22 protein-coding genes are annotated in these 25,651 nt (G+C 59.9%); 9 read left to right on the top strand and 13 right to left on the bottom strand.

Annotated elements, in window-relative coordinates; genetic code table 11:
* The first annotated feature begins 218 nt into the window (after window positions 1-218).
* Window positions 219-1,139 carry a fibronectin type III domain-containing protein gene (locus A4R35_RS07045; protein ID WP_112427868.1) on the top strand — a complete coding sequence of 307 codons (921 nt, stop codon included), beginning with the start codon at window positions 219-221 and terminating at the stop codon, window positions 1,137-1,139.
* Here A4R35_RS07045 and A4R35_RS07040 read toward each other — a convergent pair.
* On the bottom strand, window positions 1,126-1,950 hold the full coding sequence (locus tag A4R35_RS07040) for a ComF family protein (protein WP_189361446.1): 825 nt from the start codon (window positions 1,948-1,950) through the stop codon (window positions 1,126-1,128). The genes A4R35_RS07045 and A4R35_RS07040 overlap by 14 nt on opposite strands.
* Before the next feature lie 163 nt (window positions 1,951-2,113).
* On the opposite strand from A4R35_RS07040, the gene A4R35_RS07035 reads away from it, so the two are divergent.
* The 3 genes from A4R35_RS07035 (at window position 2,114) to A4R35_RS07025 (ending at window position 3,717) form a co-directional block, all read left to right on the top strand.
* Window positions 2,114-2,491 carry a hypothetical protein gene (locus tag A4R35_RS07035; RefSeq protein ID WP_112427864.1) on the top strand — a complete coding sequence of 126 codons (378 nt, stop codon included), beginning with the start codon at window positions 2,114-2,116 and terminating at the stop codon, window positions 2,489-2,491.
* A 707-nt stretch (window positions 2,492-3,198) separates the two neighbouring features.
* A complete protein-coding gene (locus tag A4R35_RS07030) occupies window positions 3,199-3,399 on the top strand; it encodes a hypothetical protein (protein WP_112427862.1) in 201 nt (66 codons plus the stop codon).
* 105 nt (window positions 3,400-3,504) lie between these two features.
* Window positions 3,505-3,717, top strand: a complete 213-nt coding sequence (locus tag A4R35_RS07025) for a hypothetical protein (protein ID WP_146747134.1) — start codon at window positions 3,505-3,507, stop codon at window positions 3,715-3,717.
* Between the two features lie 55 nt (window positions 3,718-3,772).
* On the opposite strand, the gene A4R35_RS07020 is transcribed toward A4R35_RS07025, so the two are convergent.
* The 4 genes from A4R35_RS07020 to A4R35_RS07005 form a co-directional block, all read right to left on the bottom strand.
* Window positions 3,773-4,954: an acyl-CoA dehydrogenase family protein gene (locus tag A4R35_RS07020; RefSeq protein ID WP_112427857.1), complete on the bottom strand. Its 1,182-nt coding sequence runs from the start codon at window positions 4,952-4,954 to the stop codon at window positions 3,773-3,775.
* A 6-nt stretch (window positions 4,955-4,960) separates the two neighbouring features.
* Window positions 4,961-6,067: an acyl-CoA dehydrogenase family protein gene (locus tag A4R35_RS07015; protein WP_112427855.1), complete on the bottom strand. Its 1,107-nt coding sequence runs from the start codon at window positions 6,065-6,067 to the stop codon at window positions 4,961-4,963.
* A 3-nt stretch (window positions 6,068-6,070) separates the two neighbouring features.
* On the bottom strand, window positions 6,071-7,234 hold the full coding sequence (locus A4R35_RS07010) for a thiolase family protein (protein WP_112427853.1): 1,164 nt from the start codon (window positions 7,232-7,234) through the stop codon (window positions 6,071-6,073).
* Between the two features lie 430 nt (window positions 7,235-7,664).
* Window positions 7,665-8,771 carry a Zn-dependent alcohol dehydrogenase gene (locus A4R35_RS07005; RefSeq protein WP_112427851.1) on the bottom strand — a complete coding sequence of 369 codons (1,107 nt, stop codon included), beginning with the start codon at window positions 8,769-8,771 and terminating at the stop codon, window positions 7,665-7,667.
* Between the two features lie 429 nt (window positions 8,772-9,200).
* Between A4R35_RS07005 and A4R35_RS07000 the strand changes: the two genes are divergently transcribed.
* Complete coding sequence (locus tag A4R35_RS07000; protein WP_223258239.1) at window positions 9,201-10,169, top strand: VOC family protein; 969 nt, start codon at window positions 9,201-9,203, stop codon at window positions 10,167-10,169.
* A 360-nt stretch (window positions 10,170-10,529) separates the two neighbouring features.
* Here A4R35_RS07000 and A4R35_RS06995 read toward each other — a convergent pair whose 3' ends face one another.
* The 4 genes from A4R35_RS06995 to A4R35_RS06980 form a co-directional block, all read right to left on the bottom strand.
* A complete protein-coding gene (locus tag A4R35_RS06995) occupies window positions 10,530-10,988 on the bottom strand; it encodes a DIP1984 family protein (RefSeq protein ID WP_112427840.1) in 459 nt (152 codons plus the stop codon).
* Between the two features lie 287 nt (window positions 10,989-11,275).
* The gene (locus A4R35_RS06990; RefSeq protein ID WP_112427838.1) at window positions 11,276-12,142 is read right to left on the bottom strand and encodes a mycofactocin-coupled SDR family oxidoreductase; all 867 of its coding nucleotides are present in this window, start codon (window positions 12,140-12,142) and stop codon (window positions 11,276-11,278) included.
* Entirely contained in the window at window positions 12,120-12,311 is a 192-nt protein-coding gene (gene mftA, locus A4R35_RS24195; protein ID WP_189361445.1) for a mycofactocin precursor MftA, read from the bottom strand. The genes A4R35_RS06990 and mftA overlap by 23 nt, the downstream gene beginning before the upstream one ends.
* Before the next feature lie 256 nt (window positions 12,312-12,567).
* Window positions 12,568-14,202: a peptidoglycan D,D-transpeptidase FtsI family protein gene (locus A4R35_RS06980; protein WP_112427834.1), complete on the bottom strand. Its 1,635-nt coding sequence runs from the start codon at window positions 14,200-14,202 to the stop codon at window positions 12,568-12,570.
* A 386-nt stretch (window positions 14,203-14,588) separates the two neighbouring features.
* Between A4R35_RS06980 and mftB the strand changes: the two genes are divergently transcribed.
* Both mftB and mftC read left to right on the top strand, forming a co-directional pair.
* Window positions 14,589-14,918: a mycofactocin biosynthesis chaperone MftB gene (gene mftB, locus A4R35_RS06975; RefSeq protein ID WP_112427832.1), complete on the top strand. Its 330-nt coding sequence runs from the start codon at window positions 14,589-14,591 to the stop codon at window positions 14,916-14,918.
* A 105-nt stretch (window positions 14,919-15,023) separates the two neighbouring features.
* Window positions 15,024-16,250, top strand: coding sequence for a mycofactocin radical SAM maturase (gene mftC / locus A4R35_RS06970; RefSeq protein ID WP_112427830.1), 1,227 nt, complete (start codon window positions 15,024-15,026; stop codon window positions 16,248-16,250).
* A 228-nt stretch (window positions 16,251-16,478) separates the two neighbouring features.
* Here the strand turns inward: mftC and A4R35_RS06965 are convergent, their stop codons facing one another.
* The 3 genes from A4R35_RS06965 to A4R35_RS06955 are packed head-to-tail and all read right to left on the bottom strand — an operon-like array spanning window position 16,479 to window position 20,624.
* The gene (locus tag A4R35_RS06965; protein WP_112427828.1) at window positions 16,479-17,300 is read right to left on the bottom strand and encodes an alpha/beta fold hydrolase; all 822 of its coding nucleotides are present in this window, start codon (window positions 17,298-17,300) and stop codon (window positions 16,479-16,481) included.
* Between the two features lie 28 nt (window positions 17,301-17,328).
* Window positions 17,329-18,993: a mycofactocin biosynthesis glycosyltransferase MftF gene (gene mftF / locus A4R35_RS06960; RefSeq protein WP_112427827.1), complete on the bottom strand. Its 1,665-nt coding sequence runs from the start codon at window positions 18,991-18,993 to the stop codon at window positions 17,329-17,331.
* Window positions 18,993-20,624 carry a GxGYxYP domain-containing protein gene (locus A4R35_RS06955; RefSeq protein ID WP_112427825.1) on the bottom strand — a complete coding sequence of 544 codons (1,632 nt, stop codon included), beginning with the start codon at window positions 20,622-20,624 and terminating at the stop codon, window positions 18,993-18,995. Before A4R35_RS06955 ends, mftF begins: the two co-directional genes overlap by 1 nt.
* 373 nt (window positions 20,625-20,997) lie before the next feature.
* Between A4R35_RS06955 and A4R35_RS06950 the strand changes: the two genes are divergently transcribed.
* Window positions 20,998-22,617: an AMP-binding protein gene (locus tag A4R35_RS06950; protein WP_112427823.1), complete on the top strand. Its 1,620-nt coding sequence runs from the start codon at window positions 20,998-21,000 to the stop codon at window positions 22,615-22,617.
* 311 nt (window positions 22,618-22,928) lie between these two features.
* On the opposite strand, the gene A4R35_RS06945 is transcribed toward A4R35_RS06950, so the two are convergent.
* Complete coding sequence (locus A4R35_RS06945; RefSeq protein ID WP_112427820.1) at window positions 22,929-23,921, bottom strand: hypothetical protein; 993 nt, start codon at window positions 23,919-23,921, stop codon at window positions 22,929-22,931.
* Between the two features lie 622 nt (window positions 23,922-24,543).
* Here A4R35_RS06945 and A4R35_RS06940 point away from each other — a divergent pair.
* Complete coding sequence (locus A4R35_RS06940) at window positions 24,544-25,602, top strand: DUF4097 family beta strand repeat-containing protein (protein ID WP_112427817.1); 1,059 nt, start codon at window positions 24,544-24,546, stop codon at window positions 25,600-25,602.
* Window positions 25,603-25,651: the final 49 nt, after the last annotated feature.

Below are 25,651 nucleotides of genomic sequence, written 5' to 3'. Positions count from 1 at the left end.
TTTAGTAGCTGTCTAGTAACTGCTCTGGCAAGGGGTCCACCTCTCAGGTATAGTACTCTCTGTTCCAGGGCTGTCATCGGTGAACGGAACGGCCCCTCCTCGCGGAGCTATTTTCTCTTGCAGTGCGGATAGTTAATATAGCAAGTAAAATGTTTCAAAAAGTAGACCAGCAACAGATGACCATTTGCCGGATATCTTGCTGGCGAACACTCAGGCTTGTGGTTGCCGTGCTGGCTCTGGGCCTCCTGCTCGTGACTGCGGCGTGTGATGATTCTGCTGGCCAGCAGGGTACGACCGCTTCGCAGGGGGTTATAGCCACCGCAACCGTCGGGGACGTCACCAGCACGGCGACCGCCGGTAGTGAGGCTACGGCCCCGCCAGCGCCGGTCTGGGATGGGGCTGATCTGCATGTGCCTGGCAACTTTGTACTGGTTCTTCCCTTACAGTTTACCCTTGCCCGGGGGGTCGTCATCAGCGACAGCGATGTCACTCCCCTTGATGAAGGGACCATTCGCGCTGAAATCACCGAGGAGTTGCGCCATCTGCTCTTCGTAATCGACAGTAACAGCAACATGAAGGTCTACAGCCCTGGTGTCTCGCCTGTCAGTGCCCATCTTGGGCGAGCAGCCAATGGGGGCGTGCAGATCACCTATAGCCAGAATGTTGATTCGCAGGCCGGGACCGTCTCCATTACCTTTGAGGGGACCTTGCTCAACGAGCAGTTCACTGTCCACTACGAGCAGTACTACAACCCTTCTGCTTTCATCAACGCCAATGCCAGTGATGTCGTTGTAACTTTCAATGCGCGCATCCGATGGATTGCAGCCTCAGAGATTCCTGCAGCCCCTAGAAACGGCAGCTATCATTTTGGGGCAGGCGGGGCCATTGTTTTGACCTGGCAGACTGGTCAACATGCGGTAGCCTATGAAGTCTATCGGCAAATCTCCGATGTCGATCAGCAATTTCAGTTGCTGGCCACGGTGAAAGGGACCTCTTACACTGACAGCTCCTCGCTCGCGCGCCAGAATCTCCATTCGATGAGGGGCATCACCTATGCGATTTTCTCTGTCGGACCAACGGGTGTCGAGAACCCGGGGGCCATTGTAGTGGCCATTCCTGGCCAGGCTAGCCAGGGATAGCCAGGACGAGGGCCTGCACTCTGCCCGCCCCTCTCTGAAGAAGCGCTGTCGTACAGGCTTCCAGCGTTGCCCCTGTCGTGCAGACGTCATCAATCAGCAGGATGGTGCTGCCTGAAAGCGGGAGGGCACTCCTCTGGGGTTGACACTGGAAGGCGCCAACCACGTTCTGCCGGCGCTCGCTGCTGGAGAGGCCGGCCTGAGCGGCAGTGGCCCGCACTCGTTGGAGCAGCGGATGGGCACAAGGAAGCCCTAGCTCATCTGCGCAAACGTCGGCCAGAAGGCGGGCATGGTTGTAGCCGCGCAGGCGCTCGCGCTCGGCGTGCAGCGGCACAGCGATTACGAGATCGGCGCGCAGATGGTAGCGGCGATAGCAAGCGGCAAGCATGCTTCCTAGAGGCTGGGCCAGGCGGGTGATCCCTCGATATTTCAGGTACTGGATACAGGTCCGCAGCGGCTCCTCGTAAAGAGCGACGGCCTGCAGGGCGAACAGACTGGAACTGGAGAAACGGCAACGCCGGCAGTCGGTGCCGCGACATGGCAGGGCACAACGCGCGCAGCGCTGCTCCTGTAAGCGAGCGATCGCGCGCAGGCAGGCGGGACAGAGCAGGCTGCCGCTACTGGCGCAGCCGGCGCAGCATGGAGGAAAGAGCAGATCGAGCAGATGCTCCGCCCAATGCGTAAAGCGCAGTCTTCTCTTCAGGGGAACCCCTCCTTTCTGGACGCAATGAGGCTGGTCTGGCTCATGGTTATCAAGGGCAGAGCCTGGCCCTGAGCCTGAAGCCAGCGGCTGGACCTGTTGACGATGGGCCATTCCCTCGAGTGCTGGCTGCTGGCTATGTGGCCCACCGGAGGGAGAATAACCTCTCGGGCTGGATTGCGCAAGAAACGGGCAGTGTAATGCGACGGTGTTGGTGCGGTGATATGGTATACTGAAACCAGCCATCATCACGCCTTATGGAAAGAGGGGTTTCTCGATGAGCGCACAGGAACAGCAGGCTGCCACCACAGGCGCTGGCACCCAGCCCGCGGGAACGACGGGGCAGCCAACGGAAGAGCGCCATGCCTTTGGCACGGCAAAGACGGAGAGCCTGCAAGATTCTGGCTGGTGGCGCATTGCCATTCCGGCCTTCGTTATTGTGGCCTCAGTAGCCCTTTTCTTGGTGCCTCTGGTACTCTTAATCACTCTGCTGGTGACAACTTCCTTTAATACCGAATCCGCGGCGGCTCACCAGGGGATTCCTCTGGCCTGGCTGTGGATCACGATGATTGTGATCGAGGTGGTGATCGCGGCCTTGATCGCCCGCGGGCTGCTAAAAATCTTCCTGACGGATAGCTGGAACTATCGCACCTGAGCCGCGCTGAGACAGAAGGGCGGGAGCACGCTCCCTTTCGCGCTGGCCGCGGAGGTCAGCAAAGCCTGGCGTGTTTCCCGCCTGGATGGGGCTGGACTGGGCACCTTTCTCTCCCTACCCACCGTATTGGACACTGGCTGAGGTAGGCAGAGAGCGGCGGACTGAACTGGCAGGATGGAAGGGAAAGAACGACGAAGAGGCTCTTGACTTTTAGTGGTCCTGTAGGTACACTCATTCTCAGACTTTTATGCTTATTTCTTAGTCCAGTGCAGGAACCATGCGCAGGAGTGACGCCTACGAGGAGGTCTACTCTACGGAAGACAACCCTCGTGAGGGTGCGACAATGATAAAGGTTCCCTCCTATCGACGACAGAGCCTGGCAGACCGAGAAGGTAGATGTCGGCTGCTGGCTTCCCCTGTGTCTTCTCCCGTTGTGTCTTCAGTTCTCCTCCAGGAAGGGAAGGATTCGCTGCTCTGATGATGTGAGGACGGTATGGGCCTGGCATTTACCATGCTGCACGATTCCTCTGCTCCGATTCTTACCAGGTTGGCTCTTTGTTCTGATCTGAAATGCACTCTGTACACAAGATGAAGCGGCCTGCGCTGACGGAGAGGTTTGCGCGTTGCAGGGATGTCACGCTGAGGCCTCTATCCGGTGGTGCCTGGTTCAATGCTGTGCCAATCCCGTGTAGAGAGGAGGTGAGAGCGTGCGAGGAAAGCTGCGTGACAAGCGCGTCGACATGAAGCGCTCCCGCTTCAAATTCAAGCGGGAACGCGAGCGCGAGCTTGAGGGGCGGCGTCGCCTCGTCAAGCGCGACTATCGCGACCTGGACGAGTGGCTTGACGAAGAAATGCTTGACCTGTCGGACGAAGAAGAGCAGTTCGACGAGGAGGAAGCCACGCGCTAAGGTCAACAAGGCGGCACATGTCGGGGGGCCTCGGGCCGGTCAGTTCGGGGCAACTGAGCGCTGGCCAGCTGATCCTGGACGAGGTGGGAGAGAAAGAAGGGACCCATGAGCACGAGGGAGGACGGTGGGCAATGCACTGGGGGAGAGCGCAAGAAGCTGCTCTCGCGGGTTCCCACCTTTCCAGACCAACCGCGGGCCAGGACGGGGGGCCGGATCGCCAGCATCGAAGGCTTTCGACAGTGCCGTTTTTTTGCCTGCTGCTGGCCACTGGAGCCGCACGACGGCGAGGGGAGGCGGGCGGGCAAGGCCGCTAGCTGATCAGCTATTCAGCAGCCCGAGACCCGCCTTCCTCCCTTCCTTTCCAGCTTCCTTACTAAGGAATATCGATGTTGGGGAAGAGGCGCCGGGCGATGACCAGGCGCTGAATCTGGGCAGTGCCCTCGAAGATATCGAAGACCTTAGCGTCGCGGAACCACTTCTGGATCAGCAATTTTCGCTCGCTCTCTTCGCCGGGAGCAGTGATGCGTACTGCTGTGGCAGTGGCTTTCATGACCAAAGCGCCGGCGTAAGCCTTGCTCATGGAAGCCTCTTTTGAGTTAGGAATGCGGCGGTCGGCCATCCAGGCGGCACGCCAGACCAGGAAACGGGCCATCTCGATCTCCTGGCCTAGCTCCTTTAGCTCCTCCTCCCAGGCGCGCCGCTTGTGTGGAGGATAGCCGGCGGGCAGCTCCTCGCGTAGCCACTCGCAAGCCGCCTCGTAGGCTGCGCGGGCGATGCCCACAGCCATGGCGCCCACCATCGGCCTGGTGGCGTCGAGTGTGCCCATTGCGGCTTTGAAGCCCTCTTTCTTCTCGCCGCGCCCGGCGAGCAAGTTCTCCTTGGGAATGCGGCAATTGTCAAAGATGAGTTCTGCCGTCTGGGAGGCGCGCAGACCCATCTTCTTCTCAATGCGACCCACGATCAGCCCCGGGGTACCTTTAGGGACCACGAAAGGGCGGATGCCTTCGCGTCCCAGCCGCTTATCGATCGTAGCGAAGGTCACGATCAGGTCGGCGCGGGCGCCATTGGTGATATAGTGTTTGTGGCCATTAATGACCCACTCATCGCCATCGAGCACGGCGGTGGTCGACATGCCGGCCACATCGGAGCCGATGCCTGGCTCGGTCAGAGCCAGGGCACCCCAGTGGAGCTGGCCGTCCATATAAATGCTCAGGAAGCGGGCCTGCTGCTCGGGCGTTCCCTGCGACAGAATCGGTGGGGCCGCCAGACCCGGCCCAGGAATGGCCGTTGCCAGAGCCGCATCCCCCCAGGCCATTTCTTCCTGGGAGATCACCGATAGCAGGTTCTCCTGTTTGACCCCCTCGTCCTGGCCGTAGGCCCGTGCCTGAGCTGCGGCGCCGCCCCAGTAGCGACGCTGCATATTCCAGAAAAACGACTCAGGAATCTCTTCGGTGCGGTCGCATTCCAGCGAGAGCGGACGCATCTCCTCCAGGGCCACCTGGTGGGCGTAGTCACGGGCCGCCTGTTGCGCTTTACTCAGAGAAAAATCGATCATGGGGCATCACTCCATCGCGGCAGCATCACGCATCCACATTTCGGCGGGGTGGTCCTGCATAAAGCCAGCTCCACCCATGACTTGAATCGCATCCGTTGTAGCCGCCTGAGCCATTTTGACAGCCTGCCGTTGGGCGCTTTCTGCCTCGTGGATCAGCGTCTCATCGGCCTCGCCGCGATCCCACGAGCAAGCGGCACGCCAGGTAAGGAGGCGAGCGGCATCGAGCTTCATGGCCATCTCGGCGATGATGAAGGCGATGCCCTGGTAAGAGACAATCGGGCGCCCGAAGGCGATGCGTTCGCGAGCGTAGGCCGAGCAATATTCGAAGGCGGCGCGCGCGGTGCCGCAGGCGATAGCGGCGCGCAGGATCTGATAGAGTGTCGCAGCGCGCACAACGCCGCTACTGCCTGTCTCCCCAAGCAGCGCCTCGGCTGGCAGCTGAACCTGGTTGAAGAGATAGGTGGCGCTGGGAGCAGCCTGCAATCCCAGCTTCTCCTCTTCGGCCTGAATGCTCAGTCCCTCCTGAGTGCCGGGGAGCACGAAGGCGCAGAGTTTGCCCTCAGGACCCTCGCTCTCATGCTCGGCTAGGCGTGCCAGGACCACGCGCAGATCAGCGCGCTGGCCATGCACAACGTCGCGCTTAGTGCCGTTAAGGAGATAGCCATCACTGGTACGACGCGCTTGCAAGTGGATATCTGCCAGGGTATAGCCACCGGTGCGCTCGGCGAAAGCCAGGCTGCCACGCTGCAAGTAGCCGCTGGTAGAATTGCCAAAGGGGGGCAGGTAGCGCTCCTGTTGCTCGCGACTGCCGGCCAGCCAGACCGTGAGCGGTCCCATCAGGGAACCGACAATATGGAGCGCCAGCCCCGGGTCGCCGTAGGCCAGCTCCTCGGCGATCAGGCTATAGGTCACAGCTTCCAGGGGGCCAGATCCGCCATATTCCTCGGGGAAGGGAGTCGTCAGGCCAGTTTGGGCCAGAGTCAGCCACAGCTCATTAGGGCTGTCATGTTCTATCTCGGCCTTGCGAGCATGGGGCCGCAGATGATCAAGGGCGATGCTCTGAGCGAGCTTGCGAATCTCCTCCTGCTCTTCGGTGGGGGCGAAATCGAGCATAGGCTAGATCCTTTCAATGATCGTGGCTGTCGCCATGCCGTGACCGATACACATGGTCTGCAGACCGTAGCGTCCGCCGCGACGCTGCAGCTCGTGGACGAGCGTTGTCATCAGGCGAGCGCCGCTAGCGCCCAGGGGATGACCCAGGGCGATGGCTCCGCCGTTGACATTGACGCGGCTCATATCGGGATCAAGCTCGCGGGCCCAGGCCAGCGGTACAGAAGCGAAGGCCTCATTGATTTCTACGAGATCGATATCGGCCAGACGGAGCCCGGCCTTCTTGAGGACCTTCTGGGTGGCGGGAATGGGGCCACTGAGCATCAGCACAGGATCGACGCCAGCTGTGGCCATCGCCACAATGCGCGCCAGGGGTTTGAGTCCCAACTCCTGGGCCTTGCTGTCGGACATCAAGAGGACAGCGGCAGCACCATCGCTGATCTGGCTGGAGTTACCCGCGGTAATGATCCCATCGGGCTTAAAGACGGTCTTAAGGGCAGCGAGTTGCTCCAGCGAAGTATTGGGGCGAATACCCTGGTCGCTGATCATGACTTCGCGGCTGCCGTCGGGCAGGGTCACCTCGATCGGCATAATCTCCGGCTTGAAGCGTCCTTCTGCTGTGGCAGCGGCTGCGCGGCGGTGGCTCTCTAACGAGAAGGCGTCGGCCTCTTCGCGTGTGATGTGCCACTTCTCTGCTACCAGCTCGGCAGAAATGCCCTGGGGTACCAGCGGGTAGCGCGCGATGAGCTTCTCGCTAAAGCTGGCGCCGGCCTTGTCTGAACCCATTGGAACGCGGCTCATGCTCTCAACGCCGGCGGCAATGGCGACGTCGATAGTGCCGGAGATAATGGCCTGGGCGGCAAAGTGAATAGCCTGCTCGCTGGAACCGCACATGCGATTCACACTGACACCGCAGGTCTCGACGGGAAAATCGGCGATGAGGGGAGCAACTCGCCCTATGTTGAGGCCTTGCTCTCCGATCTGGGTCACGCAGCCCATGATCACGTCCTCGACAAGCCCTTTCTCGATGCCGGCCCGGCGTACAACTTCGGCCAGAGTCATGGCGGCCAGCTCGTCGGGGCGGATGCCGGTGAGCTTCCCTCTGTCAGGCTTGCCGATGCCAATGGGTGTGCGAACCGCTGCAACAATGACAGCTTCCTGGTGCTTCATGGTCCTTGCTCCTTTGCTTGCTGCCTCGTCTCTCGCCCGCTGCCCGCTCGCGGGGCAGTCGTCTCTGACGGCGGCAGTCGGGACAGACAATCACGCCTCCACTGGAGTTATTGTACGTGATCGGTGCGAATTTTTACTAGTAGCCAGCTAACAACGGACTGAACCCTGTTCGGGGTAGTTAGCTACCTGACAGAGCGGGGCAGGCGAGGAGCCGTGCGCGAGTGCTGGGTCTCTCTTGCCGGAAAGGAAGAGGAGAGATAATAGACGCGAAAGAAGCAGAACACGTGTTCTGGCTGGCTGGCTGGCTGGCTGGCTGGCTCTGCATCCTCCCTGGCGTTGAGGAGAAGGATACAGAGCCAGTTTTGTCCTCCAGGTAAACTTCTGTCAGCAGGCGAGTCAGCTGGGTCAGGAGGCCGCCAGCAAAGGCGGACTAGCTGAATTCGATCACGCCTCGAATGTTCCGCCCGGCGAGCAGATCGTCGTAGGCTTCATTGATCTGGTCCAGCTTGTAGGTTCGCGTCACCAGTTCATCGAGCTTGATCTTACCGCTCTCGTACATGCGCAGCAGCATAGGAATGTCGTTGCGCGGCTGCGAATCGCCGAAGAGGGTACCCATGAGGGTCTTCTGGTAGAGGACCAGATTGAGCGGAGAGATGGGAATGGCCTGGGCCAGGAAAGGCGAGAGGCCAGCCACTACCACGGTCCCATTCTTGGCGGTGGCGTTGAAAGCCTGGGCAATGGTCTCCGGTGTGGCGATCGCTTCGAAGGCATAGTCGACGCCGACGCCCCAGGTCAATTCCAGGGCCTTATTGACGGGATCTTCCTGGCTGGAGTTGATAGTGTGGGTGGCGCCGAACTCTTTGGCCTTCTCCAGCTTGAAATCATGGATGTCAACGGCGATGATCATGCGCGCCCCGGCGATGGCTGCTCCCTGCACAATGTTCATGCCGATGCCGCCGCAGCCGATGACCATAACGGTGCTGCCGGGGGTGACGCGGGCCCGATGGATGACAGAGCCGACCCCGGTGGGGACGCCACAGCTCACGAGCACGGCCCGGTTCAGGGGATAGTAATCGGCGATCTTGACCACCGACATGGCAGGCACGACGGTGTATTCGCTGAAGCTACCGATGTAGCAAAATTGGCCAATATCGCCTTTTTCGCCATGCATGCGAAAGGTGCCGTCCAGCAAAGGACCGCTCAGCGTGCCCGCCCCCTTGTCGCAGAGGTTGCTGTGCCCGGAAACACAGGAGGGACAGCTGCCACAGGCGGGAATGAAGCTCATGAGAACGTGGTCGCCTGGCTTCAGGTCGCTGACGCCAGGACCGACCTGCTCGACGATGCCAGCCCCTTCATGTCCGAGAGCCATTGGTAAGTAGGCTGGCAGGTCTCCTTTGACTACGTGGTAATCGGAATGGCAGACGCCGGCGGCTACCATGCGTACGAGCACTTCCTGCTCTTTGGGCGTGTCAAGTTCGATCTCTTCAACGCGGATGGGGGTACCAGGTTCGTAGATGACGGCGGTTCTGGTTTTCATCGTTGAAGTCCTCTCTTCTCTTGCGAACGCTGAGAGCCCCGGGCCGACGCGGCGCCCGGACTGGCTGCCCAAGTCAGCGACAAATACGATCATCCATAAGTATACTGGAAAGGATGCTTGTTCTACAATGTCGCTCTGGTGCAATAAAATGGCCGCTCTTTGTCTACCCACAACAAACCCGGCGGTCAACCCCGTGATAAGCTCGATCTGCTAGCCTTGCGCCCAGCCCTTCCATGTTGTATACTGTCATGTTCCTCTCTTACTTTTTGTAAGTAAGGGAGAAGAGGAGGGCAGCCATGAGGAAGAGCGTAGGGAAGGACCCTTTCTACACGCTGATGATGGCCCCTGTGTAGACAGCGGGTGTAGTAGTGTAGTCGGTCAGCAAGGAAAGGAGGGCACGGCGCAGCAGCTTAGGGCCGTGCAGCAGCGATGAAAGAGCAGCAAGAGAACACCCCTATCAATGCAGCAGATATGCTGCCCGCCACCACGCACATCGGCCTGGTTGCCCTGACGGTAGCCGATCTGGAGCGGGAACGGCGTTTCTACGAAGAGGTCCTTGGTTTTCAGCTGATTGACCGAAGTGAGCGGCAGATCTGGCTAGGAGCGGCTGATCTGGCGGGTCAGACAGAAGAACCAATCATGAAGAAGCAGCCGCTGCTGCTCTTGATTGAGCAGGCTGAGGCCCCGCGACCGCCGTCCTGGAGCACTGGCCTCTACCACTTCGCTATTCTGGTCCCCTCACGACCCGCCTTGGCGCGCTCGCTGGCTCAACTAGCGGCCAGTCGTTACCCCCTGGGGGGCTATGCAGACCACCTTGTCAGTGAGGCGCTCTATCTCTCCGATCCTGAAGGCAACGGTATCGAAATCTATCGTGATCGTCCTCGCGAAACCTGGCGTTGGCAGAGCGGGCAGGTGGCGATGGCCACTGATCCCATTGATGTGAGGGCCATGCTTACTGAAGGGCGAGCAGAGTTAGAGAGGCAGCCCTGGAGAGGACTGCCGGCGGGCACCACCATTGGTCATGTCCACCTGCGGGTGGCTGACCTGCGCCAGGCGGAGCACTTCTATCATCAACTCCTCGGTTTTGCGATTACCGCGCGCATGCCAGGAGCGCTCTTCGTCTCGGCGGGCGGCTATCATCATCACCTTGGCCTGAACACCTGGGAGAGCCGTGGTGCGTCTGCACCACCTGAAGGTAGCCTTGGCTTGCGCCTCTTCTCTATCGAGCTGCCCACGCGGGCGGAGATCGAGAGAGTAGCTGAGCGCCTGGAAAGGGAACGTTGGCCGATCGAGCGCCACGGTGAGATCATTGCTGTACGTGATCCCTGGCACCATCTCGTGCTGCTCACGCCCGAAGGGAAGCGCCAGCCCGACGACCTGGCGACCTGGCTTGCGTAGCGGTGCTTTGCCTTGCCAGGCTTAGAAAGCCGGCGCGGCGTGCAGGAATCCCCTTACCCGCCCTCGCCAGCGAACTTCGACCCAACACATGGTAGTGCGCACTGTGCTGTTCGCGGTGCCCCTGTGCGCGGTCCGGGCGTGACAGTGCACAAGAGCCTGCCTTGGGGCTTCCACAAGGGGATGCAACGCTTCAGGCCGTTGCCGCCTTTGTGTTCGCTGTCGAAATTCGCTCGCTACCAGCTTGCAAAGCAAGCCATCCTGCGCGCCGCGCTCAAGACGCAGCATTTCCTTCTGAGCGTCTCTCGCCAACGCTAGAGGCACCTGCCGCGATTAGGAAGGATGCTGGCTAGACGCTCTCGCTCACTCCTGCAGATCGGTGGCCCAGTTTGTGGCCTGGATAAGTGTATCCAGCTCGCGGCGCTGACGGGCGATGCGATCAAGCTGCCGGTAGAGGGCGGCGGCCTCCACCGTTGGCAGGCGGCGGATCTCCGCCCGTCCATAGCGATCGAAACGCTCGCTGGCTGCAGCTGCCAGATCGCTGATAATGCTATGATGCAGATCAAGAACATCTCGCTCGGCCAGAGCCTCGGTCAGGGTCCGGCCATCTGGTAGCCTGCTTTCCAGGTTAGTCCGATTGATACGGACCATGAGCTGGCGATACTGCCTGAGAAGCTCCTCGACCTCACGCAACAAAATCTCGGGGTTCTCGGGCGGTTGATCCCCTTCCTGAACGATTGCGCTCCTCTTGAGGCGATTACGCAGTTGGGCGAGCTGCTTTTTCATATCGGAGCGTAGCACGAGTGCTTCTGCTAGCTTCATAACGCTTCCTTTCCAGTTGTGGCAATACCGCAGACCAGACTGCCTGATAACCTGGAAAATGACTTTCTACTACCTGCCTCTCCGCGGATACATTGCTATGGTAATATACATCTCTATATTTGTCAATGCATAAAGTCGGAAGATGAAGTGATCTCCTGTAGGACTGGCGAGAAAGTAGATTTGCCGATCTCTCTTGTTAAGCTTGTCAAGTCGAGATGAGAGAAACCTTTAAGCCGAAACAGGTCGCTAAAGAAAAAAAGGAGGAACAAAAGAAAGAGGGGATCGCTCTAACGGGTCAAATAGCCGGCGTCAACGGGCAGAGCGCAGCCTGTCAAGTGTCGTGCCTCGTCGGAGGCCAGCCAGAGCACAACGGCGCTCACGTCCTCGGGTGGCAGCAGGTTGCGATCGCTGAAAAGATTCATTCGATTCATCTGGCTCACCATATGCTCGTAGGTAGCTTGAGGGCCGGGGCCGCCGGCGAAGAGGTCATAGAGGGCCTGGTTGAGACACATCGTGGTAGCCACGCTGGTGGGGCAGACGGCATTGACATTAATATTGTAGGGGGCCAGCTCGCGAGCCAGCGTCTTCACCAGGCCGATCACCCCGTGCTTCGCGGCCACGTAGTGGGCCAGGTGATCCATGCCTCTGAAGCTGGCCGTAGAGCCGATGCAGATAATTTTCCCCTGGCGCCGCTCCAGCATCTGAGGAATAGCCACCTTGCAGGTGATCCAGACGCCTTTGAGATCGACGTTGATGGTCTCGTCCCACTGCTCTTCGGTCATCTGCCAGCTCAGAGCAAAGGAGTAGAGGCCGGCGTTGGCCACCACCACATCGATCGGTCCCAGCTCGCGGCGGGTGCGTTCAGCCAGGGCCTCCATAGCCGGGAGGTCGGTTACATCCACCTGAGCGGCGATCACCGGGCGTTCCAGGGCCTCAATCTCCCTGGCCACAGCTGTCAGCTCCTCGGGGCTGGCCAGCGGATAAGGGACGGTGCGGTATTGGCGGCAGGCATCGCAGATCACCAGGCGTGCCCCTTCGCGGGCAAAAGCCAGAGCATGCGCACGACCCTGGCCGCGCGCTGCACCGGTGATCAGAACGACGCGATCGGCAAAGCGCCCTTCAGCCGCCGGGCTAGTAGACTCCGCAGATGCCATCGATGGTGAAGTCCTCGATAATCAGCTCCTCTTCAAACTCCTCCTCGTCCTCGGCTCCTGTCGTCTGCTCATCCACCAGCGAGGAGGGCAGCACTGGCTCTGTCTGACTGTAGGCAGACTGTTCTTCTGCTTCTGGGAAGTACCGATTGTGCTCAAAGAGGGACTCCATACCTGCTATTGCTCCTTCTTGGACTCGCCTGGCGAGGTACCAGGTAACGGCCTCGCTAAGGCTTCCCGGTTGCCTCATGCCTGTCTTCTTCAAGGATACCATCCCTGGGAGAGGCTGACAAGGCCAGGCAGACAAGCCAGGCGGGGTCTGCCCGGAGAGAATCCTCGGTCGATAAAGAAAGAGGCTCCACGTCTGGTCAGGAGGATCAGCATCCTGCCAGGCGCAGAGCCTGAAGCCGGTAAGATCTAAGCCATGACTAGGTCCACAGGCCATGCTGTGTGCAGTACGGCACCGAGGAATCGGCGGGGGCCGGTTGCTGCAGTTTCAACACGCTGGTGTAAATGTCGTTATACATCGCTGCCACAGCTGGACCATTGACGTTGGCGCCCTCGCCAGCATTCTCGCGCATGCTTACAATAGTCAAGCGCGGGTCCTGGTAAGGAGCCTGGGTCATCAGCCAGCCGTGGGCGGCCTTGCCGCCACCGACCTGACCGGTGCCGGTCTTCGCGATAATATTCCAGGGGGAGTTATAGAGTTCGGGAATCACCGATCCCGAGCCGCAGCGCACCACACCGTACATTGCTTCACGGGCGGAGGCGGCTGTCTGCTCTGAAATCGGCGTGCTCAGCGTCTGAGGCGACATCGACTTGATGATGGTGCCATCTGGCGCCTGAATGCGTGAGACCAGCATCGGGCGCATCAGCTCACCGTTGTTGGCGATTGCGTCATCAATCAATGAAATGAGCATCGGCGTCACAAGATCCACGCCCTGACCAAAAGAGTTCTCGGCCAGCAGATTTGGGGGTAGTTGCCCGTTAGGTGGAAGGACTGAGCTCCGCGCAACTGGTAAGTCGAAGGGGATATCCTGGCCTACATAGAAGCGTTTATTGTATTCCAGCCAGGTATCTGCCCCCAGCTTAGAGCCGATAAAGGCGAACATCACGTTATCCGAGTGAGAGAAACCCATATTCATACTCACCGGGAACGTGCGCGCATAGCTGGCGTGGTAGATGTTGCTCATCTGAGGGGCGAAGACCTCGCCACCGATCGTCACCGGTCCGACTGCATGCTGGTAGTCAAACGAAGGCGTATTCAACTGATAGGTGCCGGTGTCCAGCGCTGCCAGCAAGGTCATCGCTTTGTAGACCGAACCAGGCACATACTGACCCTGGACGGGACGCTCTAGTAGCGGCGCATCTGGATTGCGCAAGAGCTGGTTATAGTATGCCAGGTCACCAGCGGCCACGCGATTGCTATCGTATGTCGGACGCGTCACCATGGCCAGAATCTCCCCCGTATGAGGATCGGTGACGATCACCGCGCCACGGTTGGTGGCAAAAACGTTATCGTTATCGATCTTAAGTTCTGGCACGGGTGGGTTGTAGCTTGGCGCATACTTGTCAAAATCGCGCTCGACAATCTTCTGAATGCGCGTATCGATCGTCAGGTAGATATTATCACCCACGGGAGGGCGGTGGAGGATCAGGTTAAGGTTGTTGGTCAGTTCCGTTAAACCGGCCCGCCCGCTCAAATAGTCGTCAAAAGCGTGCTCGATTCCTGTCGAGTTAAAGAGGGGACTGATATAGAAGCCAATCAAATTGGCGAGCGAGGGCATGCCATCCAGATAGTAATGGCGCTGGTAGCCGCAAAGGACCCCTTTAAAAGGGTTGTTGGGATCAATCGGCTTGGACTCGGCCAGCAGTACCCCGTTGCGGTCATAGATCTTGCCACGTACCGGGGCATGGTCTTTCATGCACTGGCGAATATTATGAATATTCGCAGTGACCTGTTGCGCGACCGCCACTTGCCAGTAGACAAGCCCAAGACTCAGCCCTAGGAAGAGCACGATGAAGATCTGGTTGAGACGGCGTATGGCCGAATTAATATTCATGACGTTCGATCCTTGCGTCTGTCTCGGAACAGTTTTTTGTGCTCTCTTGCCTGTTGTGTCGCTTCTATCGATCTTGCTTGCTGTAGGTAAGATCCAGGCAAGTGTAGCACGCGGTGTCTTGTCTGCCAAGTGTTCTAGCTAACAAGGGGGAGCTGTGGACGGGGTCTTGCCCTCTCTCCCCTACAGTATCTAACGCTTCAGGCTGGTGACCTTGACTCTGGGATAGATCTCTGAGTATGCTTCCTCTGTATACCGTTCTCGCTGCGTCCGCTCGCGCAGTAAGCGAGCTGGCTTTAGAGTTGGGACGCTAGGGGTCACCAGGCCCCTGCCTTCGCAGTAGACAGGCTGCCTATCTGCCTGACCACCAGGTAGAAAGAAGGACTGCTATGACCATGACAGCACATGCGGCGGGCTACCGCTATCGTCTGCTACCGGAGGTCAAGATTCGGCGCGAGGCCTTTGGCGGCATCCTCTATAAGTATGGCTGTGCTGATCGAGGAATGCTCTCATTCGTCAATTCTCCGCGTCTGATTGATCTGCTCCTCTTAGCGCGAGAGCAGTTTGCAGGCGATCTCAGTGCGGCCATTGAACAGCAAGTCTCCTCCGCAGGAGCCAGGGCTCGCCTCTTGGCGGCGCTCGATGAGCTGCGGAAACGCGGCTATTTAGAGGCCGAGGTGATAGCCGGGTTGGCGCCTGAGGAGACGGCGGCTGAGTAGAGTGAGCAATGCCCGACAGTTGTCTAGGACCCGACCTCGCTACGGCGGGCCAGGACGGCCATGAGCCGCCAAGCGGAGCACTCGTAGAAGAAGGAGCAGAAAGGCATGATCCAATTCGTACAGTTTCATGGACGTCGCCACCAGTGGACGGGAAGCCAGAGGCGGGCGGAGCCTGGCGCTCTTCATCCTCTGGCCAGAGCTGCCTTTGCCGAGACTGGTGACCCGCTCTTGCCTGCACAGACCAGCGGCTCGCAGCGTTTCCTACGAGGGGGACTCTCGGCGCCAATCACGGTCACCTGGGAGATCACGGCTGCCTGCAATCTGACCTGCGTGCATTGCCTCTCCTCCTCGGGGAAGCGCCGTCCGCGTGAGCTGACGACAGAGCAGGCCCTGGCCGTGGTCGATGAGCTGGCCGAGATGCAGGTCTTCCAGATCCACTTTGGGGGCGGCGAGCCGTTCATGTATCCGGGCATCTGGCGCGTGCTGGAGCGCTGCCGCGAGCGTGACCTGGTGATGTGCGTCAGCACGAATGGCACGCTGATCACTCCTGAGCGCGCTCAACGCCTGGCTGCTCTGGAGCCGATTTATTTTCAGGTCAGTCTGGACGGTGCCACCCCTGAGACCAATGATCGCATTCGTGGGCAAGGTGCGTTTCGGCGAGCCATGCGTGGCCTGGAGCGTCTGGCTGCCGAGGGCCTGAGTTTAACCGTCAATAGTGTCCTGACGCGTTATAGCTTCCCCGAATTGGATCGTCTCTATGCGATTGCTGGCAACTTTGGTGCCAAATTGCGCGTGACGCGCCTGCGCCCATCTGGTCGTGGGCGTGCCGTGTGGGAAGAGCTACATCCCACGCGTGAGCAGTATCGCAGCTTCGTGGCCTGGCTGCGGGAGCATCCCGATGTGCTGACTGCCGATTCGTTTTTCCATTTGAATGCTTTCGGCGAGCGTCTGGCAGGGCTGGATATGTGTGGTGCGGCGACGGCTACCTGCTGTATCTGCCCCGAAGGCGAGGTCTATCCCTGTGCCTTTTTCCAGGCGCCCGAGTTCGAGGCCGGCAACCTGCATGAACAGAGTTTTCGGGAAATCTGGCAGCACTCGCCGGTCTTTGCCTTCTACCGCCAAATGGGGACTGGCTCCTGTGGCGGCTGTGTGCGCTATGACCTCTGTCACGGCGGTTGCCCGGCCACCAAGTGGTTCGTCCAGCGCAGCCTGCAAGTGCGTGACCCCGAGTGCGTGCTCGCTGGTAGTTCTGTTGATCCGTTGCCCGCTTCGCATGAGGCCCCGTGCTCGTCGGCGGCCATGTGGGGGAGCGCTCTCCCGCGGCAAGCATAGGCAAAAGGTAATAACAGCGCTACAGTAGCCAGAAGATGGTGAGGAAACGAGCGCGAGGGCCGGGACATTCAAGAAACATTGCCAGGAGGCAGCGGCGGTCAGGTCAGGTCAGGTCGAGCACTGCTCTGAGGAGGTGGTGCTCGACAGGTGTGTGCAGCATGCAGTGCGGGATGGGGGACATCTCGCTGTCCTGTTGTCGTGTCGCTGCTGGCCCTGCCGCCTGCCTACCTAGCGACGCTCCAGACTGTGTAGAAATGTCAACACGGCTCGGTTGAAGGTCTCGGGGCGTTCGAGGTTCAGCATATGGCGCGCGCCGCGGATAACCACCTTCCTGGCATCGATGATGCCGGCTTCAAGTAGCTCGGCCTGGGCCTGCATCTCCAGCGAGTCTGCGTCTCCGATCAGAATCAAGGTCGGCTGGCGGATCTCTGCCAGACGCTGCAGGGCAGGTGGCCTGAGCTGCTCGCTGGGCACTGGATTCAGGTAGTGCACAAAGCTGTAGTCACGCAATAGCTCGCGGTAGCGCTGTGCTGCTTCTGGATATTCGTCCTCGTGCGGCATCGCCGGATCAGTGGCCCACAGCTCATAGAGCTGCTCCTTATCCTGCGCCCGGGCAGCGGCGGCGATGCGCTTCCCGCGCTCCAGCGTTTCTGGCATATAGTTATCGTAGCCGCTGATGTTGGCGGCGGCCAGAATCAAGGCATCGACCATCTCGGGATAGCTCAGGGCGAAATCGATAGCTAGTCTGCCGCCCCTTGACAGGCCCAGCAAGTAAGCACGGTCGATGGCCAGATCGTTGAGTACATCGTAAAGATCGCGGACATCCGAGTACTCGACGTTCCCCATCGCTGAGCGACCGAAGCCGCGTCGATCGTAGCGTACAACCTCGTAGTAGCGAGCGAACTCCATGAACTGTGGGTCCCAGGAGCGATGATCGAGCAAGCCGCTGTGGAGCAGGACCAGCGGATGGCCGCGTCCAGCGACTTCGTAGTAGAGTCGCGTACCGCGAGCTTCAATAAAACCCCATTCAGGTTCCAGTCTTCCTGCCATCGTCTGTCTGCGTCACCTCCTTTCAACGCTATCGTTGGTCACGTGAAGGTAGAGAGGGTGGGCCTGGCTCGGATGGTTGAGCAAGTTGGGTAACTGTGGCATTCTTCCATTCTATCACGGCTAGCAATGGCCGCCAGGTGCGCTGCCTCCAGCAGCCGAGCAGCAGGCCGAGAGCATAGGCGCAATCCTCTAGCAGAGAGTAGAGAGCGAATGCGGGCAGACTCAGGCGCGGACGCAGGCGCGCGTAATCAACGCCTACCACCACGGCTTGAAGTAGGCCGACCAGCACCAAAAGCGGCGGAAAGAGCAGGCCCGCGGCTAGTAGCGCGAGCGTATAGTAGCGGGTCAGATGGCGGCAAAGGTGGTAGGTGTAGGCCAGGTAACTGCGTAGCGTGGCCTGCCAGATTTGCCAGGCTGTCAGCGGCAGGCGAGCAAGTCGGGCAGCCTGATGGCGACGCCAGGTGCTGGCTCCAGGCAGCAGCAGAGCCGGAAACGCCAGTAGGAGGGAGAGGCGCGCCTGTCCTGTCCTGCTTGGGCGCTGTCGACCCTGTGACCTGGTCCACAAAAGGCTACCCAAGGGGAGAGCGGTGATGAGCTGCCAGAGGCTGCCGAGGGTCAGGGCGGCAAAACTTGCTTCCCAAGGTGGAAGCAGCAGTATCCGGCGCTGTTGCGGGTGAAGTTGTTGGAGCACAGCCTCGGCAGAGGCATAGCGCACGCGCGTCCCCAGGAACGTCCCAAGGCGGGTGCGGTAGTCATGGTAGACCACGCTCTCGGGAGCGGGCCAATAGCGGATGCGCCAGCCCTGAGCGAGCAGCCGGTAGCAGAAATCAACATCCTCGCCGCAGCTCAGAGGAGCAAAACCGTCCAGAGCCTGCCAGGCTTCGCGACGCACGAGTAAGCAGGCGGTGGGAAGGTAGGTGAGCGGCCCACTCAAGCGCACCTCCTGGGGCTGCAGGCCCATGAAGAGCGAGGAACGGACGTCCTCGTAACGCCCCAGCGCGCTGCCGGTTTCGTAGGCGCGGATTTGACCGCCGACGGCGGCCACGCTGGTCTCGCTGAAGAGTGGTACCAGGGTGGTGAGCCAGTCTGGTGTTACCACGCAGTCATCATCGACGAAGGCCAGGAGATCGTAGCGAGCGGCGGCGGCGCCACTGTTGCGGGCGCCTGCGGCTCCCTGACGCCGGGCGTGGCGCAGACAATGCAGTCTCACTCCACGACTGGCGAAGGCTGGAGCGAAGCGGGTGAGCAGAGTCGGCGTCTGATCGCGAGAAGCATCATCGGCCACGATGATTTCCAGTGCCTGTGATGGATAGCGCAACTCAAGGATAGCCTGCAGGCAGCGCTCAAGCTGGCGGACACGGTTGCAGGTGGGCACGATCACGGAGACACCTGGCCACGACCTCGGTGGTAGTGGAGGGCCGGCCTCCAATAGCCCTTTGGCACTGAGCTGCTGGCAGAGCGTGGCCACCCGCGCGGGGGCAAGTCCGCTCAGGCGAACCAACTCCTCGCTGCTGCGCTCTTGGCGACACAGGTTGAGTAACCGCCAGGCTTGCTGGCCAAGGCGCAAGACGCGCAGCGGGTAGGAAGCGATAACCAGTCCCCCTGGCCGCCCGTCTATCTCTTCTAGCAGGCACAGGCCAGGAGCCAGGCGGTAGCAACCAGGCGATGGATAATAGTAGCTCTGAGGACTCATCACGATTCTGCTCCCCCTGCTCCTTGTTGGGCAATGAGCTGTAGAAGCTGACCCGGGGTCACCGGATAAGCGATCTCACGCAGTTCCTGCAATGCCTCCCAGAGGGCGCTGGGCGTCAGACGCCAGGCCAGCACATAGAGCTGGAGGAAGAGCGGGCGCCGACGATGCGTGGCTTGCAGTCCCCTGACGAGGTGCACCAGCTGAGACCTGCTGCTGACAAGCCCCAGATTGTGATAGACGGGCATGCCCATGATTTTCTTATAGCTTAGGGTGAGGCCACTGGCACCTGTGAGCAGGCCGCGCAGCCCAGCGGGCCGGAGGGCCTCGATAAAGGCGTGCTGCTCCTCAACATTAGACAGGCGCATGCTAGCCGGGAGCGGCAGGCCCAGCCGCTGACGCCAGTCGCCATCGAGCACCTGCAGGAGAGAGAGGCCCATCCCTGAGAGCAGGCGCTGGCTATGCTCCAGGAAGGCTGGCCGCTGGGCAGCTGGCCAGCTCGATGGGAACATGTAGGCGGCGCCGCTGGGGCCGGCGATCAGCTCATCCTGGGGGCTGGCTGTCTCCAGGTAATAGGCTGCCAGGGCGGGAGCGGCCTCCAGGAGCGCTGGGGCGATCGTCCAGCCAAGTGGGAATCTGCCACGGGCCGAATCGCGCCACAGATGCAGCATACGATGCTGCACGTATTGCAGGTTATCTCCGTCACTGATCGTCAAAGACAGATAGACGCGTGGTTCCAGGGCCGGCAAAGGGCGCTCATCCTGCTGGCGGTGATAGCGCTGAGCCAGGGCCTGGAGGCGTTCGATCAGCTCTGGGGGCTGCAGGGCAGTCCAGACCTCTAGATTGCTGCAATGGTCGCTTGCCAGAACTGCCACGGCCCGCTCGGAAGCCAGCGTTACCCCGCTTCCCTCATCCGGGAACCAGCCCAGATGGATGCTGCCAGGGAGAAGCTCAGCGAGCAGTTCCTCCAGGAGAAGGCGCTGCTGGCCTGCGGAGGGCTGCCAGGGGCGCGAATCGAGCCAGTGGACGAAGGTGCGCGTAGCTACCAGGAAGGAGCGCAAGCCGCTGGCGATCTCTGGATTCATACCGGCCAGGGACCGTCGCGATCTCTGGGTCTGGCTGGTCTCTCTTGCCCAGCGATAGGCCAGGCTCTCGCTCTCCCAGCCCTGAAGGCGCAGGTCCCTCAACACTGGCTTCCTCCCAGCTGCTTGTAGCAGCGGCAGCAACTCGGGGGCTGCCACTACGCCCGCCTGGATACCGGCCAGCGTAGTCGCCACATTGATGCTGGCCGGGCGCTGTGGATCATAGACAATGAAGCCAGCAATGCGCGCCTGAAAGCGGGCGATCAGCTCTCTGAGCAGGGTCTCCCCTTGCGCTTCCAGTCTTTCCAGCTGCACGGGCCAGGGGGCGATGGCGCTTTGCAGCCAGAAAAGATCATCGTCGTAGGTTGCCAGGTAGAGCTGTGGCTGTGGCACGTTCACCAGGCCAGCCAGCGTGCTAGCTGCCAGCTTAACAGCGAAGGAGGCATTGCGTAGATCAGCCACTGCCAGGTTGTGAGGCACTTGCAGCTGTGGAAAAAAGGCGTTCACTGGCCAATCAAGAGAGAACGAGGCCGCGCCTCGCTCGGCATCCATAGGGGGGGACAGGTCCTTTCTGGACGGGAGCCGGCGCCAGGTGCTGCCTGCGGCCTCACCGGGCACTGGCTGACATCGCTTTCTTTGAGAGGATTATAGGGTGTCAAGCTGCCCTCGTCAAGGGAAGGAAGCTTATCCTCACCTGCTGATAATTCGAAATGTATGAAACCAGAACGAATGCTGTATTGACCAGCTCGTATGTCTGGAGTATGCTACTATACAAGCCTGCGAAAGCAGCGAAGCTGAGCAGAACCTGGCTACCGCGTCGCTTCAATACCCGGTAGCTTTTTTCACCTGCTGTTACTGCTTGCAAGAGAATCTGCATTCTGCATTGCAGTTGAGACCCAGGGCCGGGTCGAGAAAGGATTGAAGCATGCCAGAGAAAATGTTTGCTCCCGAGTTGTTCAGACCTCCCGTCGAGTTCCCAGAAGTCCCCTATGATCACCTGCTGCGCAGAGCGGCGGAGCGTAACCCCGATGGGCGGGCTATCATTTACCATGACCTCAGCCTGACCTATCGAGAGGTTGTCTCGATGGTGAACTGCATTGCCAACGGACTGTACAATCTGGGACTGCGCAAGGGCGAGCGGCTCTGCATATTTACCCTCAATCGGCCAGAATATACCATCACCTTCATCGCAGCGGCCTCCATCGGCCTGGTTGTGACCCCGATGAATCCCTCCTATAAAGAGCGCGAGATTGCCTATCAACTGGAGAACTCGGAGGCCAGTGCCATCCTGGTACAACGCGAGTTACTGCCGCTGCTGCAGGCTGTGCTGGCGCAGAAGTCGCTGCCCAATCTGAGGCATGTCATCGTTACCGGGAGCCATGTACCCGAGGGCCTGCCCCAGGCGATCCCTTTCGGGCGCCTGCTGCGCGAGTCCTCGCCGAAGGCGCCACCGACGGTCCCGATCGATCCTGATGACCTGCTGGCGCTTCCCTATTCCTCGGGCACGACTGGTCTGCCCAAGGGAACAATGCTCACACACCGCAATCTGGTCTCCAATAACCTGCAATTTACCACGGCGCTCCAGACAACCTTCACCGATGTGGCTCTGCTCTTCCTGCCTTTCTACCACATCTATGGTGTCATGCTGACTGGTGGTTTCCTGGCCTGTGGAGCCACGCAGATCGTTATGGAACGCTTTGATATGCTCCAGTCCCTGGAGCTGTGTGAGAAATACAATGTAACCTACTACTTTGCAGTTCCTCCAATTATCCTGGCACTGGCCAATGCTCCCATTGATCTGAGCAAGCTCAAGAGCGTCAAATACATCTTCTCTGGAGCGGCCCCGCTGGCACCGGAGCCGGCGCGCAAGGTGCAGGAAAAGACAGGCATTCAGGTGGTCCAGGGTTATGGCCTGACCGAAGCCTCGCCGCTCACCCATGCTCAGCCAAAGGACCCGGCTCTCGTGCGGCTGGAGAGCGTCGGCCTGCCCGTGCACAATACCGAGCAGAAGATTGTCGACCTCGAGACCGGCACGCGTGAGCTGCCAGTGGGTGAGGATGGGGAGATCATCATTCGCGGTCCCCAGGTCATGAAAGGCTACTGGAAGGCGCCCGAGGAGACGGCTCAGACGCTGCGCGACGGCTGGCTCTATACAGGTGACATCGGCCATGTCGACGAAGACGGCTACACCTACATTGTTGATCGCAAGAAGGAGATGATCAAGTACAAGGGCTTCGGCATTGCCCCCGCCGAGATCGAGGCCCTGCTCCTGGAGCATCCCGCGGTCATGGATGCGGCGGTGATCCCCGTGCCTGATCCCGAGGCCGGCGAGGTGCCCAAGGGCTTTGTCGTCCTGCGTCCAGGTCAGAGTGTGACGCCCGATGATCTGATCGCCTTTGTCAATGGGCGCCTGGCTGGTTACAAGCGCCTGGGCTTTGTGGAATTCATTGATTCCATTCCCAAGGTAGCTTCTGGCAAGATTCTCCGTCGCGAGCTGAAGGAGCGCGAGCGTGCGCGACGCGCTGCCGAGCAGCAAGCCCTCTAGCCAGAGCGCCAGGCCGAAAAAACAGGCCGTGCGCTGAAGCCATCCGGCCTTCTTGCTTGTTTGGCTGTCCAGTGCCCTGATCAGCGGCCTGCTTCAAGCAAGCTGCGGATAGGGTTCGTTTCAGGGAAAGAGGGTCAACGCCGGGTCTGTTAGAGACCTTGAGTACAGAAACAGGGTGAGAGTTCTGGCATCTATCTGCCTGGATGCCACTCTCACCCTGTCTTGTGAGGCACCCGCGATCTGGTGACTTCCTTACAGGCTTGTGCTCGATCTGGACGATTCGTGGCGCGACAGGCCCCGCCAGCCGTGCCCTAAAGCGTGCTCAGGAACATGCCGCGGGCCAAAACCTCACCTGCCAGCGTCATGACGACGATCAGATAGAGCATACCCGTGGCCGATTGAAAAGAGCGTTCACGCGCCAGCTTCCAGGTGAGAGCGCCCAGGACGAGCGGGAAGGCGAAACCGAGCAGAATGCGCAACCAGCCAAGAACGTCCATACTCAAAGGACTGACCGTGGGAGCGCCGGCTGGCTTGACGGCTGCAGAAGCGCTTGAGACGGCGGGTGCAGGCGTCGGACTCGTAGCTATGGCTGTCGCCGTGACCTGAGCTGAGTGTGTGGCGGCGGTTGAGGTCGCAGGGCTGGCTACAGTAGAGCTGGCCAGCGTCAGGAGAATCTGAAGCACAATGGCGATCAGGACCACCGCCGTGCTGAACAGGAGCGGGCGCTCGCTCAGAGCTGGCGTGACAAGATACCAGTGGCCGAGCCACATCGAGGTCATCACGCCGCCGACAGCCAGGGCCGCTATGAAGAAGCTCAGAACGGTGAGGGCTTCCCCGAGCGGCGAGGGCGCGAGCGGACGGTAAATCATGCCCAGTACAAAGAGCATGAGCAAACCAGCCGCTGAAGCCAGGCCGCCGCTTACCAGTCGCAGAACCCGTATCACAGAAAATTGCCCTTCCCCGGCTTGAGCAGCTTTCTCTTTACCGTCTACTCCGGCTTTCCGGTCCAGGATCAGGAAGAGCAAATAGGGCAGCAGTAGCAGGAGAAAGGCCAGCAGCACCGGGCTGGTATAGCCAGTCCACTGCTTGTCGAGTCGCTCAAAGCTATCCAGCAATGGCTGGGAGGCGAAGCTCTGCTGGAAAAGATAGGTGAGAGCGGTGAAGAGGAGATAGATAATGGTGAAAAAGAGTAGAAAGCTCCGCCGCACCTCACTACGCCAGTCCAGCACGTAGAGCAGCAAGAACGAGCCGATGGCCAGCTCGCTCATGACAATCGAAAGCACCAGTGGGAGTGTCTGTATCATGCCGGAAACATATCCTTTTAGCTCGCGTCTTCCTTTGGGGTGATGCCGACAGTCTAGCCAAACAGGGGGCAGCAGCGGCCCTCACCCTGACAGATTATACTCCTCCTCCGCCAGCCGGGACAATCTGGCTGTGAGCCGGGGCAGATCTTTTCTCATCGACCTCTGCTTTGCTTGATTGCCTGTTCTTCTGCTCTGCCTAGTCACTGTTCTGGGAAGACAGTCTACCGCTCTACTGGCTTTGCAACTTTTCTCCCAGCCTCACGTATTCGCTACAGCAGTGGCAGAGACGAGGAACCCTGGAAGAGAGGGTCAGCGATCTGAAGTTGCTCTCCTTTGTGGGTGCTGTGGCGTCGGGAGACCTACCGCTAGGAGACAGGAGGGCGACCGCCTGCTTCCCAGGTACCGGGTGGGTAGTCGGGAGGGGAGAAGAGTAGGCGCTCTGGCCGTTGGTGACCGGGGGTCAGGACGGATGGGGGGTGACTGCCTTCTCCCTGGCCTGGTCAAGTGCCCTGGCCCCTCAACGGGCTGGAAGCGACGGTCAGGGGGCTGAGGCTGTCCCTGTTGGCGAAGAAAGGAAGTAAAAAGAGGAGAAGAAGACGGAAGCTAGGGGGAGAAACCAGCCATGAGCCAGCAGCAAATGATGTTTCCGCCGGCTGAGGGGCCAAAGCCGGAAGGTGAAGAGCAAGGGCAGGCCCAAGCTGAGGGGGAGCCGCGCTATCCTGCGCCTTCCTTTTTTGAGGCGAGCTATGCAGCCCACGAGGCTTTTGGAAAAGTGCAACCAGGCTCTTCTTCTCTTCCGGCCTGGCAGCTTGCCCTGATCATAGTCGTTTTGGTAATTATCGGCAGTCTCTTTGTCAGCTATCTCAACAGTCTACTTGGCCTGGTGCTGGCCCTGGCTGCCCTCATTGTACTGGGGGGTGTTGTGGTCCTCTGGGGCTTTAGACGGGTAATCACTCTACCCCCCCGCTGCTTCGAGGTCACGGGGCGTCCGACCCTCATCGTTCGCAATCCGGCTGGCCCCATTTCCATTCATCGTGGAGGAAGTCACACTAACACGGTTGAGATCCTGGCGACGAAGTACCTGAGTGGTCTCTGGGGCGGGCGCGATGAGCTGACCGTCGATTGTCAGCAGCGGGAGAACACGGTCAGTGTCGCGGTTTCGAACCTCTACCAGCATCCCTTTTCGTTGACGAACCTGGGCTATGTTCGGCTGGATATCAGCGTACCTGCTGTCTGTGACCTGCAGATCGAGGGCAATGCTGGCTCTGTCCAGATCCTGGGCGGGCAGGGACGGTTGACGGTCAAAACGAATGCGGGTACGATTACTGTGTTACAGGCGACACTTGAAGATCGGTCGAGTCTGGAGACTGATGCCGGGACCATCACTGTGCAGCAGAGTCGGCTCTGTGGACAGGTTTACTGTCATACGAATGCCGGAGCCATCTCTTTTGGCGGTGCCTTGGAACCCGGAGGTCACTATCAGATGACGACCAACGCGGGTACGATAGATGTCAGCTTGCCACCCGACACATCGCTGCTGCTGGCTGCTTCCTCCAACCTGGGCAGCGTTACCAATGAGTTTGGGCAAACGCTTGTCGGTGAACCACCTCGTGCCAATCTCCAGCTCCATACCAATCTTGGCACCGTGACAGTCCGCCGCACTGGTCTGTCTATGCACTGAAAAGCCTCAAGGCCCTTATCCCGTCTGGTGTTTTTCTTAATCAACAGAA

The organism is Thermogemmatispora tikiterensis (assembly GCF_003268475.1).
Classification (GTDB): Bacteria; Chloroflexota; Ktedonobacteria; order Ktedonobacterales; family Ktedonobacteraceae; genus Thermogemmatispora; species Thermogemmatispora tikiterensis.
The sequence above is the reverse complement of the archived record's forward strand: the minus strand, read 5'-3'. Positions and strand labels throughout refer to the sequence as shown.

Excerpts from the sequence above, each read along its gene's own strand:
- A4R35_RS07010 (WP_112427853.1), bottom strand. The coding sequence starts at position 7,234 with ATGAAGCACCAGGAAGCTGTCATTGTTGCAGCGGTTCGCACACCCATT.
- A4R35_RS06940 (WP_112427817.1), top strand. The coding sequence starts at position 24,544 with ATGAGCCAGCAGCAAATGATGTTTCCGCCGGCTGAGGGGCCAAAGCCG.
- mftC (WP_112427830.1), top strand. The coding sequence starts at position 15,024 with ATGATCCAATTCGTACAGTTTCATGGACGTCGCCACCAGTGGACGGGA.
- mftA (WP_189361445.1), bottom strand. The coding sequence starts at position 12,311 with ATGGAGTCCCTCTTTGAGCACAATCGGTACTTCCCAGAAGCAGAAGAA.
- A4R35_RS06945 (WP_112427820.1), bottom strand. The coding sequence starts at position 23,921 with ATGATACAGACACTCCCACTGGTGCTTTCGATTGTCATGAGCGAGCTG.
- mftF (WP_112427827.1), bottom strand. The coding sequence starts at position 18,993 with ATGAGTCCTCAGAGCTACTATTATCCATCGCCTGGTTGCTACCGCCTG.
- A4R35_RS06955 (WP_112427825.1), bottom strand. The coding sequence starts at position 20,624 with ATGGATGCCGAGCGAGGCGCGGCCTCGTTCTCTCTTGATTGGCCAGTG.
- A4R35_RS06950 (WP_112427823.1), top strand. The coding sequence starts at position 20,998 with ATGCCAGAGAAAATGTTTGCTCCCGAGTTGTTCAGACCTCCCGTCGAG.
- A4R35_RS07005 (WP_112427851.1), bottom strand. The coding sequence starts at position 8,771 with ATGAAAACCAGAACCGCCGTCATCTACGAACCTGGTACCCCCATCCGC.
- A4R35_RS06980 (WP_112427834.1), bottom strand. The coding sequence starts at position 14,202 with ATGAATATTAATTCGGCCATACGCCGTCTCAACCAGATCTTCATCGTG.
- A4R35_RS06990 (WP_112427838.1), bottom strand. The coding sequence starts at position 12,142 with ATGGCATCTGCGGAGTCTACTAGCCCGGCGGCTGAAGGGCGCTTTGCC.
- A4R35_RS06965 (WP_112427828.1), bottom strand. The coding sequence starts at position 17,300 with ATGGCAGGAAGACTGGAACCTGAATGGGGTTTTATTGAAGCTCGCGGT.
- A4R35_RS07035 (WP_112427864.1), top strand. The coding sequence starts at position 2,114 with ATGAGCGCACAGGAACAGCAGGCTGCCACCACAGGCGCTGGCACCCAG.
- A4R35_RS06995 (WP_112427840.1), bottom strand. The coding sequence starts at position 10,988 with ATGAAGCTAGCAGAAGCACTCGTGCTACGCTCCGATATGAAAAAGCAG.
- A4R35_RS07020 (WP_112427857.1), bottom strand. The coding sequence starts at position 4,954 with ATGATCGATTTTTCTCTGAGTAAAGCGCAACAGGCGGCCCGTGACTAC.
- A4R35_RS07015 (WP_112427855.1), bottom strand. The coding sequence starts at position 6,067 with ATGCTCGATTTCGCCCCCACCGAAGAGCAGGAGGAGATTCGCAAGCTC.
- A4R35_RS07000 (WP_223258239.1), top strand. The coding sequence starts at position 9,201 with ATGAAAGAGCAGCAAGAGAACACCCCTATCAATGCAGCAGATATGCTG.
- A4R35_RS07025 (WP_146747134.1), top strand. The coding sequence starts at position 3,505 with ATGAGCACGAGGGAGGACGGTGGGCAATGCACTGGGGGAGAGCGCAAG.
- mftB (WP_112427832.1), top strand. The coding sequence starts at position 14,589 with ATGACCATGACAGCACATGCGGCGGGCTACCGCTATCGTCTGCTACCG.
- A4R35_RS07040 (WP_189361446.1), bottom strand. The coding sequence starts at position 1,950 with ATGGCCCATCGTCAACAGGTCCAGCCGCTGGCTTCAGGCTCAGGGCCA.